The organism is Ruegeria sp. ANG10, assembly GCF_040705255.1.
Lineage (GTDB): Bacteria > Pseudomonadota > Alphaproteobacteria > Rhodobacterales > Rhodobacteraceae > Ruegeria.
This window is the reverse complement of record NZ_JBFCVU010000002.1, coordinates 510,262-522,804: the sequence shown is the minus strand read 5'-3', so window position 1 is coordinate 522,804 and position 12,543 is coordinate 510,262. Positions and strand designations below refer to the sequence as shown.

Genomic DNA, 12,543 nt, shown 5'->3' with positions numbered 1-12,543 from the left:
TAGCCTGACATGGTGGGGCGATCCAGTTTTGTCTCAGAGGGATACGAGTGCGAAACTTGGAGGCGAAGACGCGACACGACAACAGGATGAGGACCACATGAGCTGGATTAAGACTGTTCCATTTGACGAAGCCACTGGCAAGCTGAGGAAGCTTTACGAGCGGGTCACCGGGCCGGACAACAACGTGGACAACATCATGATGGTGCATTCTTTGCGACCGCATTCGATGGAAGGTCACATGGCGCTGTACAAGAACGTCCTGCATCATTCTGGCAATAAGGTCCCGAAATGGTTTCTTGAGGTGCTGGGGGTCTGGGTCAGTTCCCTGAACCAGTGCAGCTATTGCGTCGAGCATCATTTTAGCGGGTTGCAACGATTGTTGGGGGAAATAAGTCGGGGTGATGCCATCCGCGCGGCGATTGAGGCGGGAACACCGGAATCCGCGCCACTGGACAATGCCCAGATTGCTGCCATGTGCTATGCGCGCAAGCTGACCGAAGCGCCTGCGGAGATGGTTCAGGCTGATGTTCGCGCCTTGCGGGATGTCGGGTGGGATGATGGCGAGATTCTCGAGATCAACCAGGTCTGCGCCTATTTCTCATATGCGAACCGGACGGTTCTTGGGCTTGGATGCTCGACCACAGGCGATGTGCTGGGCCTGTCGCCCAACAACTCGGACGACCCGGCGGATTGGGGGCACAGCTAGATAGCCGCAGCGGTGTATTGAACATTTGTAGCAGACAATTTCCTTCGCTTGAGACCTCAAAATTTGACCCGTATCAAGGCGAAATCCCGCGCTTTTTGCTAGACGTTTCGACGGATAGCGAAAAAGGAAAAATTGAATGGAATCTGCGGCACAAATTGAACAAAAACAACCCTCTGTCAAAATCGTTCCACCCCCCAAGCCCGAGCCATCGCAACCCAGCCCCGAGCGTATTCGGCAGGCGTTTGAAAGCGGCAAATACCCCTATGACCGCAAGATGGCGCGCGGCAAGTATGAGGCGGAGAAAGCGCAGCTGCAGGCCGAATTACTCAAGGTGCAGCTATGGGCGCAAGAGACAGGGCAGCGCTTTGTTTTGCTGTTCGAAGGGCGTGATGCCGCCGGCAAGGGCGGCACGATCAAGCGGTTCATGGAACACCTGAACCCACGGCAAGCCCGCGTTGTTGCATTGAACAAGCCGACCTGGGAAGAGAAGGGTCAGTGGTACTATCAACGCTATATTCAGGAACTGCCGACGGTAGGCGAAATGGTGTTCTATGACCGCTCTTGGTACAACCGCGCGGGCGTTGAGCGGGTCATGGGGTTTTGTTCGCCCAACGAGTACCTTGAGTTCATGCGGCAGACGCCCGAGTTGGAACGGATGTTGGTGCGCTCGGGTATTCAGCTCTACAAATATTGGTTCTCGGTCACGCAGCCGGAACAACAGCGCCGCTTCAAAAGCCGGGAAACCGATCCGTTGAAGCAATGGAAGCTGTCGCCCATCGACAAGGCGAGCCTTGATAAATGGGACGACTATACCGAAGCGAAAGAGGCGATGTTCTTCTATACCGACACCGCCGACGCGCCATGGACCATCGTCAAGTCGAACGACAAGAAGCGCGCGCGCCTGAACTGTATGCGCCACTTTTTGTCGACGCTGGATTACCCGGACAAGGACCACAATATCGTGGGCCAGCCCGATCCCATGATCGTAGGGCAGGCGCATCACGTCATTCATCAGTCCGAGCATATTCTGGGCACTTCCCTGCATCCTGACGCGCGATGAACCAAGCGGCCAGTTGCCGGCAGCACTAGTCTCACCTTGAAATTTCACTGATCACCTCTTGTCCCGGCCTTTGGCCGGGCATAAGGCTGGTGAAATGAATAAGGTAATGACATATCGCGCCCACTTCCGGGCCATTGCAGTTCTGGGCCTGCCGCTGGTCGGCGGGCATCTGGCGCAGTTTGCCATTGGATTGACCGACACGATCATGCTGGGCTGGTACGGGGTCGAGGCATTGGCCGCCGTGACGCTGGCCAGTAGCTATTATTTCGTGCTGTTCCTGTTTGGCGGCGGTTTCGGACTGGCGGTGATGCCCATGGTGGCGACTGCGGCCGCCGAAGAGGATGAAACCAGCATTCGCCGCTCGACCCGTATGGGGGTGTGGCTGTCCTTGTTATACGCCGTGCTGGTAATGCCATTGCTGTGGTGGTCCCACCCGATTTTGATTGCTGCAGGGCAGGACCCGCAAGTGGCCGAGACCGCGTCGCAGTATCTGCGTGTCGCAGGATGGGGCCTGTTCCCGGCGCTGGTGGTTATGGTACTGAAATCTTATCTGGCCGCTTTGGAGCGCACGCAGATCGTCTTGTGGATCACCGTGACGGCCGCTGTCGTCAACGCGCTGACCAACTATGCACTGATCTTCGGCAATTGGGGCGCGCCGGAACTGGGCGTGATGGGGGCGGCGATTGCCTCGGTGGTGACGCAGATGGTGTCGCTGGTTGCGGTCGTGGTCTACGCCGTGCGCGTATTGCCCGAACATAACCTGTTCCAACGGTTCTGGCGCCCGGATTGGGAGATGCTGTACAGCGTGCTGCGTCTTGGCATTCCCATTGGATTTACATTGCTTGCCGAGGTGTCGCTGTTCGCCATGTCGGCCTTTATGATGGGGTGGATCGGGCCGGTGCCGCTGGCAGCGCATGGGATCGCGTTGAACCTGGCCTCGGCCACGTTCATGGTGCATCTGGGGCTGTCTAATGCGGCCACGATCCGTGCGGGGAACGCGCTGGGGCGCAAGGATCGACCACATCTGGAAAAAGGCGCAAAGGCGGTGACCGTGATGTCTTTGTTGGTGTCTGTTCTGACGATTATCTTGTTTGTGACCTGCGCCGAGCCTCTGATTTCCGTATTTGTCGAACCCGACGATCCGCAGCGCCCGCAAATCCTGGCCATCGGAACGGGCCTGCTGGCCATGGCCGCCTTGTTCCAGCTGGTCGACGGGGCACAGGTGATCGCGCTGGGTCTGCTGCGTGGATTGCAGGATGCCAAAGTGCCGATGGTAATGGCCGGGCTGAGCTATTGGGTGATTGGGATTCCGGCGTCGTACTACTTTGGCTTTATACAGGGGATGGAGGGTATCGGCATCTGGCTGGGCCTTGTGCTGGGGCTTGCCTGTGCGGCTGTCCTGCTGATGGCCCGTTTCTGGATGCGCTCGGTTCAGACCGTAGGGGTGCCTGCGGAATAGCCGCGCCTTCAGCCTTTGTTCAGCCGATCCGCCTTTTTGCGCACCAGAACGGAGCGCAGATCGTGCATCGCCAGCAACAACCGGTCGGTGACATCTTCAAGCTGTTCGTCCGACGCCTTGGATTGTGCCCATTGCGTGGTCAGATTCAGATAGTCGACCGCGCGGTGGATGTCGTCGATATCCCGTTGCGCCAGCAGGGCTTTGCGCGCGTCCATCCAACGTGCGATTTCCGCCTGATCCGCTGCTGTCAGGGGGCGCTGGCCCTGTGGCTTGACCTCGCCATTGCGGATGTTGATGACCGCGATCTGATCCATCTCGATCCGCCGTTGACGGTTCTCGGTATCGATCCGAAAAACCGCCGCGCCATTCTCGCGGACACGAAAGTAGTATTCAGGCAGTTCTGCGGTCATCAGAGCCTCCGGATCAGGTCAGGGACGCGCAAAAGCGCTGGATGCGGGTGCAGGCCTCGGTCAGCGCCTCGTCCGAGGTCGCATAGCTGACCCGGAAGTTCGGTGACAGGCCAAAGGCTGCACCAAAAACGACTGCCACGTCGGCCTCTTCCAACAAGGCGGTGGCGAAAGCCTCATCCGATTCGATCCTGGAGCCCGCCGGAGTGGTTTTGCCGATCAGACCCGCGATCGACGGATAGACATAGAACGCGCCTTCGGGCGTCGGGCATGTGACGCCGTCAATCTGGTTGAGCATGTCGACCACCAAGTTGCGGCGGCGTTTGAATGTTTCGTTGTTGGGGGCCAGAAACGCCTGCGTGCCGTTCAGTGCCTCGACCGCTGCCCATTGGCTGACCGAGCAGGGGTTCGAGGTCGATTGCGACTGTATCTTGCGCATGGCAGCGATGATCTCGACCGGGCCCGCCGCGTAGCCAATGCGCCAGCCGGTCATAGCATAAGCTTTGGACACACCGTTGCAGGTCAGCGTGCGCTCATAGAGGCCCGGTTCCACTTCGGCAGGGGTGCAGAATTCGAACCCGTCATAGGCCAGATGTTCATACATATCATCTGACATGATCCACACATGCGGGTGGCGCATCAGCACATCGGTCAGGGCCTTCAATTCCGAACGGCTATAGCCCGCCCCCGTAGGGTTCGACGGAGAGTTGAAGATGAACCACTTAGTCTTGGGCGTGATTGCCGCCTCAAGCTGTTCGGCAGTCAGTTTGAAGCTGTTTTCCAGCGTCGTTTCCACTACAATCGGCGTACCACCGGCCAGCAGAACCATATCCGGATAGCTGACCCAATAGGGCGCGGGGATGACGACCTCATCCCCATCGTTCATGGTCGCCATCAGCGCGTTATACAGCGTCTGCTTGCCACCGGTTCCGACCGAGATCTGTGCGGGTGTGTAATCCAGCCCATGATCACGCTTCATCTTTGCGCAGGCGGCTTGTTTCAGCTCGGGGATGCCATCGGGTGCGGTGTATTTGGTCTTGCCGGCGGCAATGGCTGCAACGGCTGCGTCCTTGATGTTCTGGGGGGTGTCGAAGTCAGGCTCCCCCGCGCTCAGACCGATCACGTCCCGTCCGGCGGCCTTCAACTCGGCCGCTTTGGCCGTCATCGCGATGGTTGGTGATGGTTTTACGCGTGACAGTGTCGCAGACAGGAAAGTCATGATGGCCTCAGTTTGTATGTTCAACCTGTCTGTCATAGGGTGCGCCCGAATGACGATCAAGCAGTATGAGGCCGAGACATGGAGACCCTGATGACCGACGAAAACGACTGGTATAGCCCAGAGGCAGCGACATTCGGGGACCGGCTGGCAGGCGCGCGCGAGGCCGCAGGTATGACCCAGACCCAACTGGCGCGTCGGCTGGGTGTCAAAAAGGCGACTATTGTGGCCTGGGAAAACGATCTTTCCGAACCACGTGCCAACCGGCTGTCGATGATGGCGGGTATGATCAACGTTTCGATCATGTGGTTGCTGACTGGCGAAGGCGAAGGTATGGACGCCCCCGTCGAAGACGGCGAGGCCAATATCGAACTGGCGGATGCGGTGGCCGAGCTGCGCGCAATCCGGGGCGAGATGCGCGCCAGCGCCGAACGGGCCGCGCGGCTTGAGAAGAAGCTGCGCTTGATGTCGGAGCAGGGAAAGTGACCGAAACACGGGAAGTCAGGATCAAACGCATGAAAATGCGGTCCATGCGACGCGGGATCAAAGAGATGGATTTGATCCTGTCGGCCTATGCCGATCGTAATCTTGACGCGATGGATACTGCGGGCCTGGATCAGTTCGATGCGCTGCTACACGAAAATGATCAGGATCTATATCAGTGGGTCACCGGGCAGGCCCAGCCGCCCGAGGGGTTTGTCCATCTAGTTGCGGATATCGCGCAGACCTTTCAACAATAAAGAAAATCCAGCTTAACCGATTCTTGGTGATTTCGATTCATGCTGCCTGAAACAGCGCGACTGAATCGGAGGATCGGATGAGTATGGAAATGCAGGTCTCCGCGCCGGAAACCAAGGGTTTCATGACCAGCTATCTTGAGGCGCTCGCACTGGTCGAGCGGCTGCACCGTCTGCTGCTGGACGTCATCAAGGATGAGTTCGAGCGGGTGGGCGTGTTGGAAATCAACGCCGTTCAGGCCTTGCTTCTGTTCAATATCGGCGATCATGAGGTGACGGCGGGCGAGTTGAAAAGCCGTGGCTATTATCAGGGCAGTAACGTCAGCTACAACCTCAAGAAGCTGGTCGAAATGGGCTATATGCACCACCAAAGGTGCGAAATCGACAGACGCTCGGTCCGGGTTCGGCTGACGCCGCGTGGACGCGAGATTCGGGATATCGTGACCGAGCTGTTCTCGCGCCATGCCGAGGGGCTGCAAACCCGTGGTGTGCTTGGGTTGGAGGGGATCGACGACATCACAACCTCTCTGCGCCGGGTAGAACGGTATTGGACGGACCAGATTCGGTATATCTATTGATCAAGGGCGCGCATCGGACAGGATCAGCCCTTCAAGCTCTCGGGTCAGTTTTCGGGTCATAGCGTCCTCATAGGCGTCAAACCCCAGGGCAACCTCGACAAAGGCATCTGGCCCCAGGATGACCCAGGCGGTGTAATAGGCAGACAGCTCTCCGACCTGCACATAGCGTTTGTCGCCGTGGCTGGGGTCATCCGCGCCGATGACCAGGCCGTTGATGGTGATCCCCGAAGCTTCAAGCGCGCTTTTAGCTTCGCGCGGGTGAGTGCCCAGATTGTGTTTGCCGTCGCCGGACAGATCGAGTGTGCGTTTCCAGCAATTTGTTTGGTTGGACAGCAGATCAGCCCCGAACAGCATCGCTGAGCCAACAGCCGTACCTTGCGGGGCGGCACTGCGTTTGGTTCGGTTCATTAATGAGGCGATCCGGTCAAGATCGCTGACAGAACGTATGGCGATCCAGTCTTGCAACAGACGTTGATGGCCCGGCTCGCTCCACTCGAAAATCGCCAGCCGCACAGGGGCAGCAGGGTTTGACAGCAATAGCTGCACCACTTCAGGACGTTGCAAAGCGGCTGCCAGACCGTCAATTTGCAGCCGGTATTCGTGACTGTCCACCGAACCAGAAACATCCAGCCCCAGCGCCAGAGCTTGCCGGCATTCTGCCGTGGCCGAACCAGCGATCAAACTAATAACAAATGCCAAAAGCCGCGTCATCTGGGCGCGATGTCCTGCAGCACGCCGATTTGCAAGCTTGTCAGTTCGCGTTCAAGTTTCCGCCGCATGGCGCGTTCGAAATCCTCGAACCCCTGTGCGACTTCTAGAAATGCGCCGGGCCCGTACAGAACATTGTTTTCGAAGTAGGGAATCAGATGAACTTCACCCTCGAAATCGGCAGCATTGATAACCAGCCCATTGACCACAATGCCTTCGAACGGAAAGTGGCGATAAGCGGAAGCAGGTTGGAAACCGTCATTATTTGCACCGTCCCCAGACAGGTCGATGGTCTGAAACAAACATGGTGGTGCTTGCTGCATCAGGGTCGCACCAAAAGCCAAAGCTTGTCCCATGGCCGTGGCCGAGTCACCGTCAGATCGGACTGAACGCTGTATGGTCTCTGCCGCCGTCAGCAAGTCAGCTTGCGTGTTGATTATCGTCCAGTTCACGATCATACGCTGGGTCGAGCGGCTGCCCCACTCATACACAGCCAATGCCACGGGCATCGGAGAGGAAAAGAACGCCTCAGTCACTTCAGGGGCGATCAGGGCAGCAGCCAGGCCCTGCCGCTGCAGGGTATCCTCGGTTGCATCCACCGAGCTTGAGATATCCATAGCCAATGCCAGGGCCAGGCGACAGGTTTCGGCCCGAAGCGGGCTGGCCAATCCGGCCAGTCCCAGTGCTGTCAGCCAGCGGATCACCAGTGTCCGGTGCTTTCCATGCTGGCCCAGGGTTCGGCGGCTTCCAGTGCTTCACCGTTCTGCAGCAGCTCGACCGAGATATTGTCGGGCGACCGCACAAATGCCATGCGGCCATCGCGAGGTGGGCGGTTGATCACCACACCATTGTCCTGCAAGTGCTGGCAGACCTCGTAAATATTGTCGACGCCATACGCTAAATGCCCGAAATGCCGACTGTCGCTGGGCAGCGCATCGTCCCCATCCCAATTGTGGGTCAACTCAATTGGTCGGTCCTCTTGCCCCGGAGGCGCCATGAAGATCAGCGAAAACCGCCCCGCCTCGCTGTCATAGCGGCGGGTTTCCTTCAGGCCCAGCAACTCAAAAAACGCCATCGACTTTTCCAGATCCTTCACGCGGATCATGGTGTGAAGATATCTCAGCCCCATTGTGGCTTCCTTTCCGTTCAGGTGATGGGCTGCAGCTTAGCGCGCGGAAAATGCGTGTCGAGGGGCAGGGCGGACACAATTTTGAAAATGCGCCGCTGGGTGTACATGTCGCGGTTCCGGTCGGGGAACTGCCGATATATAGTGGTGGGCGACTCATTGCTGGAAAGGAACTTTTATGCCGCTGTCCTCTGACCAACTGGCCGAGATCGAAGCGCAACGGGCGCAATCGCATCCAACACGCCGCGTTGTGGCTGCGGGTATGGAAGATCATCTTTATACCGCTCATCAGGTGCTGGACCACGGTTTTGTGCGCGTGATCGACTATATGGGTGACGACGCGGCGATCTGTCAGGCGGCGCGAGTGTCGTATGGCAAAGGCACAAAATCGGTGCAGAACGATGAGGGTCTGATCCGCTATCTGATGCGTCACTGGCATTCGACCCCGTTCGAGATGTGCGAGATCAAGCTGCACGTCAAGCTACCTGTCTTTGTCGCCCGGCAGTGGATTCGTCACCGCACGGCAAATGTGAACGAGTATTCCGCGCGCTATTCGATCCTGGACCGCGAGTTCTATATCCCCGCACCCGATCATGTTGCCGCGCAGTCCGAGGTAAACAACCAAGGCCGGGGTGACGCCCTGCAAGGGGAAGAGGCCGCACGGGTTCTGGATATCCTCAAGGCCGATAGCGCCCGGTGCTATGACAATTATGAATCGATGATCAACCAAGACGGCCAACAGGGTCTGGCGCGTGAATTGGCGCGGATGAACCTGCCCGCGAATATCTATACGCAGTGGTATTGGAAGGTGGATCTGCACAACCTGTTCCACTTCCTGCGTCTACGTGCCGACCCGCATGCGCAGTACGAGATCCGGGTCTATGCGGATACCATGTGCAAGATCGTCGCCGACTGGGTGCCCTTCGCCTACAAAGCGTTCGAGGATTACCGGCTGGGTGCGGTGAACCTTTCGGCTCAGATGGTCGACAGCCTGCGCCGGATGTTGGCCGGGGAAAATGTCACGCAGGAAAACTCCGGCATGACCGCTCGGGAATGGCGCGAGTTCGAAGCGGTCATTCGCAAAAGCTGATCTCGCGTATTGCGAAGTATTGTGACGGAAAAAGCTAGTCCTCTCGCGCCTAAGTCGACCCGGCGCGACGGTAAGGTTTCTAACCTTTGAGTATTGGTCAACGGCCGGAAATTGGCCGTTGGCCTGTTTTGATCACCCGCAGCATGCGGGACTGTTTTACAGTGGCTTTAAATCAGATGCCATTTGTCGGCCGTCGCGTCCGTCTTCCAACTCATACGAGACTTTCTGATTGTCAGCGAGCCCGGTCAGTCCGGACCGTTCAACGGCCGAGATATGAACAAATACGTCCTTGCCGCCTTCATCGGGGGCAATAAACCCGTAGCCTTTCGTGGTATTAAACCATTTCACGGTGCCAGTTGGCATTTCCCGTGTCTCCTTCTACTTACGCGTTGTCCCACATAATTGGTGGGGGCAGTGGTTGACGTCTCCGCAATCCATCACCGTATCGCCGTAACGATACAGCCCGAATTGCATGTTTCGTCTTTTTCAACATTGCACGGTGAAGTAAAAAATCAAGAATTACTGAAACGAGCAGGCAAATTTGCTGAAAATTGAACCAGATACAGGAGACACCCGAAATGCGCCTTTATGGTCTGAAAAACTGTGATACGTGCCGCAAGGCTTTGAAATCACTTCCAGATACTGAGTTTGTTGACGTTCGGGCCGATGGTGTGCCCAAAGCGGTTCTGATGCAGGCGCTGGATCGTTTCGGCGAGGCTTTGCTCAATACCCGTTCGACAACCTGGCGTGGATTAGACGATGCGCAACGCGCGCGGCCTCCGCTGGAACTGTTGACAGATCACCCGACCCTGATGAAACGCCCCCTGATCGAACAAGACGGGACCCTTTATCTGGGATGGACGGAGGAAACGAAGGCAGGGCTTGGCGTTGCGTGACCGGATGACTATCTGAATTGACGCGAGTTAGAGGATTTTGAATGCGTAACGCTGCTATGATTTTGGGTGTCATCGCTGGTTTGATCGGGATGATTGTTGGATTTTTCGGCTATGGCTATGTCGAACTGATTGATCGGTTTGGTGAGATCGACGGACTGGCCGAGCAGGTGGACAACGCGCAACTCATACAATTCGCGTCGATCATTGCGCCGCTGTTGGCGATTGCTGGCGGTGCAATGGCCCATGCACGGGCCCTGATCGGTGGGGTCTTGTTGCTGATCTCAGCGGCCGGGATGTATTACGCCTTTGGCTTTAACGTGTTTACCATGTTCCCGGTGGCATTTGCGGGCGTTGCGGGCCTCCTTGGGCTGGCCGCGGGTAAACCGGACGAGCCCAAGGCGCATTTCTAGATCACTTGATGTTCAGGATACGATCAACGGACAGCGGCCCTGCGCCGTTAATCACGATCACTGCCAGCAGGAAGGACCAGAGAGTCCGATCGTCCAGCAGGCTTACGGCGTTGGTGAAGTAGCTGCCCAATTCTGTACCGTGGCCCGCGACATCTACGATCGTCTGAACCCAGACAAATGCCAGCATACCCAATGCCGCGAACCGCGACAGAAGGCCGATCACGATCAGCGCAGGCAGAAGAAACTCAGCCCAGGTCCCCGCAACAGCAATGGCCCAATGCATGATCCCCAATTGCGAGCTGTCATAGCTGACGGCTTCCATGGCTTTGGGGAAGATCTGCACATAGGCACCGTCGGACGGGAACAGGAACCCAAAGAATCCGCTGCCCAATTTGGTGGTTGCCGAATTCCAATAATACACCAGCAATGTTGCCGCAAAGACCAGCCGGGCCAAGGTCGGTGTCAACCAGCCAGAGGTCATCTCTAACCGTCCCAGGGTGTTATTGTGCAATGAGATCAGGGCAGTCATGTTGCCAGCCTTTCGATAGTCACAGAGGTTATTGCGCCACCTTGTAAAAGCAGCGCCAGAGTGGCCCCAAGGTCAAATTCGGGGAAATGGTTTGCAGTTTCTTCAAACGCACCGCCGATGGTTTGCCCGGCCTGAAGGCCCGCAATCCAGTGCGCACCACCTGCGGGCAGCAGATGTGGAACCGGGTCATACTCGGCCCGGGTGATGAGAACGTCTTCGGCGGTGGGGTCGGGTTTGGGTGCGCCGTCTTCGGTGTTGAAGCGCCAGATCGAATAAACCGGCCAGTCCGAGTGCAGAACCCGCATCGACGGGGCAAATTCCAGTCGTGCCCGCATGATATCTTCCGGTGGAACTGCCAGTGCGTCAGCCGGGGCAGGTTCGCTGTCGGCCGCGTGGTAGGATCGGCGCAGGGCAAGCTCAAGTCGCGCCACGTCGGGCAAGTAACCAATATGCGAGAGCTGCTCCATACCGGCCAGAAATTCGGGGAATTCTTCGCCGTAAAACATCATCAACGGCGATGAGGGGGGATGTTTGCGCAGGAAAATACCCGACAGCCCATCCATGTTCTGTGCCCCCAGCAGTTTGGTGATGACCGGAAATGCCTGATGCATCGCTTCGGTCAGCGACACCGCCACGTTGTTGCGATACACACTGAACCGCCGCCCGGCAGGTTGTGCGACCGCGTCCAGCAGCCCTTTGGGGATGGCGGCTGACGGGTTCATCAGCGCGGCGTGAAAACTTGCTTGCGAAACGCTCATGCCGGGACGCGGTCCAGGGCCGCTTGGGCACGGTCTGCTTCGGCCCGCAGCACGGGCCATTCGGGAACGTCCGTGTCCCACTCGACCAACACGGGTTTGGGGCCAGATCGCTCTAGAACGTAGTCCAGCAGCGCCCAAACCGGATCAACGACCTCGCGCCCATGGCTGTCAATCAGCAGGGGGCGACCATGGTCGTCCTCATCCTCATCATGCCCGCCCAGGTGGATTTCCCCCACCTTCTCAAGAGGGTAGGCATCGATATAGCCCTGCGGTGAGAATTCCAGATTGGTGGCTGAGACAAAGACGTTGTTCACGTCCAGCAGCAGGCCGCACCCTGTGCGTCGTGCGACTTCGCGTAGGAAATCGGGTTCGGACCAAGTGCTTTCTTCGAACGCTAGGTAGCTGGATGGATTTTCCAACAGCATTTGTCGCCCGACGGTTTCCTGTACCTGATCGATATGCTCGCAAATGCGTGCCAGCGTGGCATTGGTATAGGGCAGGGGCAGCAGGTCGTTCAGAAAATGGCTGTCATGGGTCGACCATGCCAGATGTTCCGAGAAACTGGCCGGGTTCAGCCAGCCAACCAGGTGTTTCAATCGTGCCAGATGGTCGGCATCCAACGGGCCTTCGCTGCCGATGGACAGACCAACCCCATGGACCGAGATCGGAAACTTTTCCGAAAGGTGGCGCAATTGCGCCAGCGGGCGGCCGCCGTCACCCATGTAGTTTTCGGCGTGAATTTCCAGCCAGGCAACTGGCTGTGCGTGTTCAAGGATCTGTGCGAAATGCTGCGGCTTGTACCCGACGCCCGGTGCCAGAGGCAGGCGGTTCGAACGGAGTGTGTCATCCAACATTTGGCAGCT

18 protein-coding genes are annotated in these 12,543 nt (G+C 57.7%); 9 read left to right on the top strand and 9 right to left on the bottom strand.

What is annotated here, in order from left to right:
* Positions 1 to 97 precede the first annotated feature (97 nt).
* The 3 genes from AB1A64_RS06685 (at position 98) to AB1A64_RS06675 (ending at position 3,225) form a co-directional block, all read left to right on the top strand.
* Entirely contained in the window at positions 98 to 706 is a 609-nt protein-coding gene (locus tag AB1A64_RS06685) for a peroxidase-related enzyme (RefSeq protein WP_366550688.1), read from the top strand.
* A 136-nt stretch (positions 707 to 842) separates the two neighbouring features.
* Positions 843 to 1,766: a polyphosphate kinase 2 gene (gene ppk2, locus AB1A64_RS06680; protein WP_366550687.1), complete on the top strand. Its 924-nt coding sequence runs from the start codon at positions 843 to 845 to the stop codon at positions 1,764 to 1,766.
* Positions 1,767 to 1,872: 106 nt separating this feature from the next.
* On the top strand, positions 1,873 to 3,225 hold the full coding sequence (locus tag AB1A64_RS06675) for an MATE family efflux transporter (RefSeq protein WP_366550686.1): 1,353 nt from the start codon (positions 1,873 to 1,875) through the stop codon (positions 3,223 to 3,225).
* Positions 3,226 to 3,233: 8 nt separating this feature from the next.
* Here AB1A64_RS06675 and AB1A64_RS06670 read toward each other — a convergent pair whose 3' ends face one another.
* Complete coding sequence (locus tag AB1A64_RS06670; RefSeq protein ID WP_366550685.1) at positions 3,234 to 3,635, bottom strand: hypothetical protein; 402 nt, start codon at positions 3,633 to 3,635, stop codon at positions 3,234 to 3,236.
* A 13-nt stretch (positions 3,636 to 3,648) separates the two neighbouring features.
* Positions 3,649 to 4,851, bottom strand: a complete 1,203-nt coding sequence (locus tag AB1A64_RS06665) for a pyridoxal phosphate-dependent aminotransferase (protein ID WP_366550684.1) — start codon at positions 4,849 to 4,851, stop codon at positions 3,649 to 3,651.
* A 90-nt stretch (positions 4,852 to 4,941) separates the two neighbouring features.
* Between AB1A64_RS06665 and AB1A64_RS06660 the strand changes: the two genes are divergently transcribed.
* From AB1A64_RS06660 to AB1A64_RS06650, 3 genes are all read left to right on the top strand, one after another.
* Positions 4,942 to 5,334 carry a helix-turn-helix transcriptional regulator gene (locus AB1A64_RS06660; RefSeq protein WP_170359165.1) on the top strand — a complete coding sequence of 131 codons (393 nt, stop codon included), beginning with the start codon at positions 4,942 to 4,944 and terminating at the stop codon, positions 5,332 to 5,334.
* Complete coding sequence (locus AB1A64_RS06655; RefSeq protein ID WP_366550683.1) at positions 5,331 to 5,588, top strand: succinate dehydrogenase assembly factor 2; 258 nt, start codon at positions 5,331 to 5,333, stop codon at positions 5,586 to 5,588. Before AB1A64_RS06660 ends, AB1A64_RS06655 begins: the two co-directional genes overlap by 4 nt.
* An 83-nt stretch (positions 5,589 to 5,671) precedes the next feature.
* Positions 5,672 to 6,163: a winged helix DNA-binding protein gene (locus AB1A64_RS06650; RefSeq protein ID WP_170349436.1), complete on the top strand. Its 492-nt coding sequence runs from the start codon at positions 5,672 to 5,674 to the stop codon at positions 6,161 to 6,163.
* Here the strand turns inward: AB1A64_RS06650 and AB1A64_RS06645 are convergent, their stop codons facing one another.
* From AB1A64_RS06645 to AB1A64_RS06635, 3 genes are read right to left on the bottom strand one after another with little or no spacing between them, the layout of a single operon-like run.
* The gene (locus AB1A64_RS06645; RefSeq protein WP_366550682.1) at positions 6,164 to 6,874 is read right to left on the bottom strand and encodes a DUF1194 domain-containing protein; all 711 of its coding nucleotides are present in this window, start codon (positions 6,872 to 6,874) and stop codon (positions 6,164 to 6,166) included. It lies immediately after the preceding gene.
* A complete protein-coding gene (locus AB1A64_RS06640; protein WP_366550681.1) occupies positions 6,871 to 7,575 on the bottom strand; it encodes a DUF1194 domain-containing protein in 705 nt (234 codons plus the stop codon). The genes AB1A64_RS06645 and AB1A64_RS06640 overlap by 4 nt, the downstream gene beginning before the upstream one ends.
* Entirely contained in the window at positions 7,572 to 8,000 is a 429-nt protein-coding gene (locus tag AB1A64_RS06635; protein WP_366550680.1) for a VOC family protein, read from the bottom strand. Before AB1A64_RS06635 ends, AB1A64_RS06640 begins: the two co-directional genes overlap by 4 nt.
* A gap of 175 nt (positions 8,001 to 8,175) precedes the next feature.
* On the opposite strand from AB1A64_RS06635, the gene thyX reads away from it, so the two are divergent.
* Positions 8,176 to 9,087 carry an FAD-dependent thymidylate synthase gene (thyX, locus tag AB1A64_RS06630; RefSeq protein ID WP_170375946.1) on the top strand — a complete coding sequence of 304 codons (912 nt, stop codon included), beginning with the start codon at positions 8,176 to 8,178 and terminating at the stop codon, positions 9,085 to 9,087.
* A gap of 156 nt (positions 9,088 to 9,243) precedes the next feature.
* Here the strand turns inward: thyX and AB1A64_RS06625 are convergent, their stop codons facing one another.
* Positions 9,244 to 9,450, bottom strand: coding sequence for a cold-shock protein (locus AB1A64_RS06625; protein WP_010439113.1), 207 nt, complete (start codon positions 9,448 to 9,450; stop codon positions 9,244 to 9,246).
* A gap of 215 nt (positions 9,451 to 9,665) precedes the next feature.
* Here AB1A64_RS06625 and AB1A64_RS06620 point away from each other — a divergent pair, with 215 nt between their 5' ends.
* Together AB1A64_RS06620 and AB1A64_RS06615 are read left to right on the top strand one after the other, a co-directional pair.
* Positions 9,666 to 9,983 (top strand): ArsC/Spx/MgsR family protein, encoded by a 318-nt coding sequence (locus AB1A64_RS06620; protein ID WP_366550679.1) that lies wholly within the window; start codon positions 9,666 to 9,668, stop codon positions 9,981 to 9,983.
* A 41-nt stretch (positions 9,984 to 10,024) separates the two neighbouring features.
* Positions 10,025 to 10,393, top strand: a complete 369-nt coding sequence (locus AB1A64_RS06615) for a hypothetical protein (RefSeq protein ID WP_170349165.1) — start codon at positions 10,025 to 10,027, stop codon at positions 10,391 to 10,393.
* A gap of 1 nt (position 10,394) precedes the next feature.
* On the opposite strand, the gene AB1A64_RS06610 is transcribed toward AB1A64_RS06615, so the two are convergent.
* From AB1A64_RS06610 to AB1A64_RS06600, 3 genes are read right to left on the bottom strand one after another with little or no spacing between them, the layout of a single operon-like run.
* Entirely contained in the window at positions 10,395 to 10,922 is a 528-nt protein-coding gene (locus AB1A64_RS06610) for a DoxX family membrane protein (RefSeq protein WP_170515069.1), read from the bottom strand.
* On the bottom strand, positions 10,919 to 11,680 hold the full coding sequence (locus AB1A64_RS06605; RefSeq protein WP_366550678.1) for a DNA-binding domain-containing protein: 762 nt from the start codon (positions 11,678 to 11,680) through the stop codon (positions 10,919 to 10,921). The genes AB1A64_RS06610 and AB1A64_RS06605 overlap by 4 nt, the downstream gene beginning before the upstream one ends.
* Entirely contained in the window at positions 11,677 to 12,534 is an 858-nt protein-coding gene (locus tag AB1A64_RS06600; RefSeq protein WP_366550677.1) for a DUF692 domain-containing protein, read from the bottom strand. Before AB1A64_RS06600 ends, AB1A64_RS06605 begins: the two co-directional genes overlap by 4 nt.
* Positions 12,535 to 12,543 lie beyond the last annotated feature (9 nt).

Excerpts from the sequence above, each read along its gene's own strand:
- AB1A64_RS06685 (WP_366550688.1), top strand. The coding sequence starts at position 98 with ATGAGCTGGATTAAGACTGTTCCATTTGACGAAGCCACTGGCAAGCTG.
- ppk2 (WP_366550687.1), top strand. The coding sequence starts at position 843 with ATGGAATCTGCGGCACAAATTGAACAAAAACAACCCTCTGTCAAAATC.
- AB1A64_RS06675 (WP_366550686.1), top strand. The coding sequence starts at position 1,873 with ATGACATATCGCGCCCACTTCCGGGCCATTGCAGTTCTGGGCCTGCCG.
- AB1A64_RS06670 (WP_366550685.1), bottom strand. The coding sequence starts at position 3,635 with ATGACCGCAGAACTGCCTGAATACTACTTTCGTGTCCGCGAGAATGGC.
- AB1A64_RS06665 (WP_366550684.1), bottom strand. The coding sequence starts at position 4,851 with ATGACTTTCCTGTCTGCGACACTGTCACGCGTAAAACCATCACCAACC.
- AB1A64_RS06660 (WP_170359165.1), top strand. The coding sequence starts at position 4,942 with ATGACCGACGAAAACGACTGGTATAGCCCAGAGGCAGCGACATTCGGG.
- AB1A64_RS06650 (WP_170349436.1), top strand. The coding sequence starts at position 5,672 with ATGGAAATGCAGGTCTCCGCGCCGGAAACCAAGGGTTTCATGACCAGC.
- AB1A64_RS06645 (WP_366550682.1), bottom strand. The coding sequence starts at position 6,874 with ATGACGCGGCTTTTGGCATTTGTTATTAGTTTGATCGCTGGTTCGGCC.
- AB1A64_RS06635 (WP_366550680.1), bottom strand. The coding sequence starts at position 8,000 with ATGGGGCTGAGATATCTTCACACCATGATCCGCGTGAAGGATCTGGAA.
- thyX (WP_170375946.1), top strand. The coding sequence starts at position 8,176 with ATGCCGCTGTCCTCTGACCAACTGGCCGAGATCGAAGCGCAACGGGCG.
- AB1A64_RS06625 (WP_010439113.1), bottom strand. The coding sequence starts at position 9,450 with ATGCCAACTGGCACCGTGAAATGGTTTAATACCACGAAAGGCTACGGG.
- AB1A64_RS06620 (WP_366550679.1), top strand. The coding sequence starts at position 9,666 with ATGCGCCTTTATGGTCTGAAAAACTGTGATACGTGCCGCAAGGCTTTG.
- AB1A64_RS06615 (WP_170349165.1), top strand. The coding sequence starts at position 10,025 with ATGCGTAACGCTGCTATGATTTTGGGTGTCATCGCTGGTTTGATCGGG.
- AB1A64_RS06610 (WP_170515069.1), bottom strand. The coding sequence starts at position 10,922 with ATGACTGCCCTGATCTCATTGCACAATAACACCCTGGGACGGTTAGAG.
- AB1A64_RS06605 (WP_366550678.1), bottom strand. The coding sequence starts at position 11,680 with ATGAGCGTTTCGCAAGCAAGTTTTCACGCCGCGCTGATGAACCCGTCA.
- AB1A64_RS06600 (WP_366550677.1), bottom strand. The coding sequence starts at position 12,534 with ATGTTGGATGACACACTCCGTTCGAACCGCCTGCCTCTGGCACCGGGC.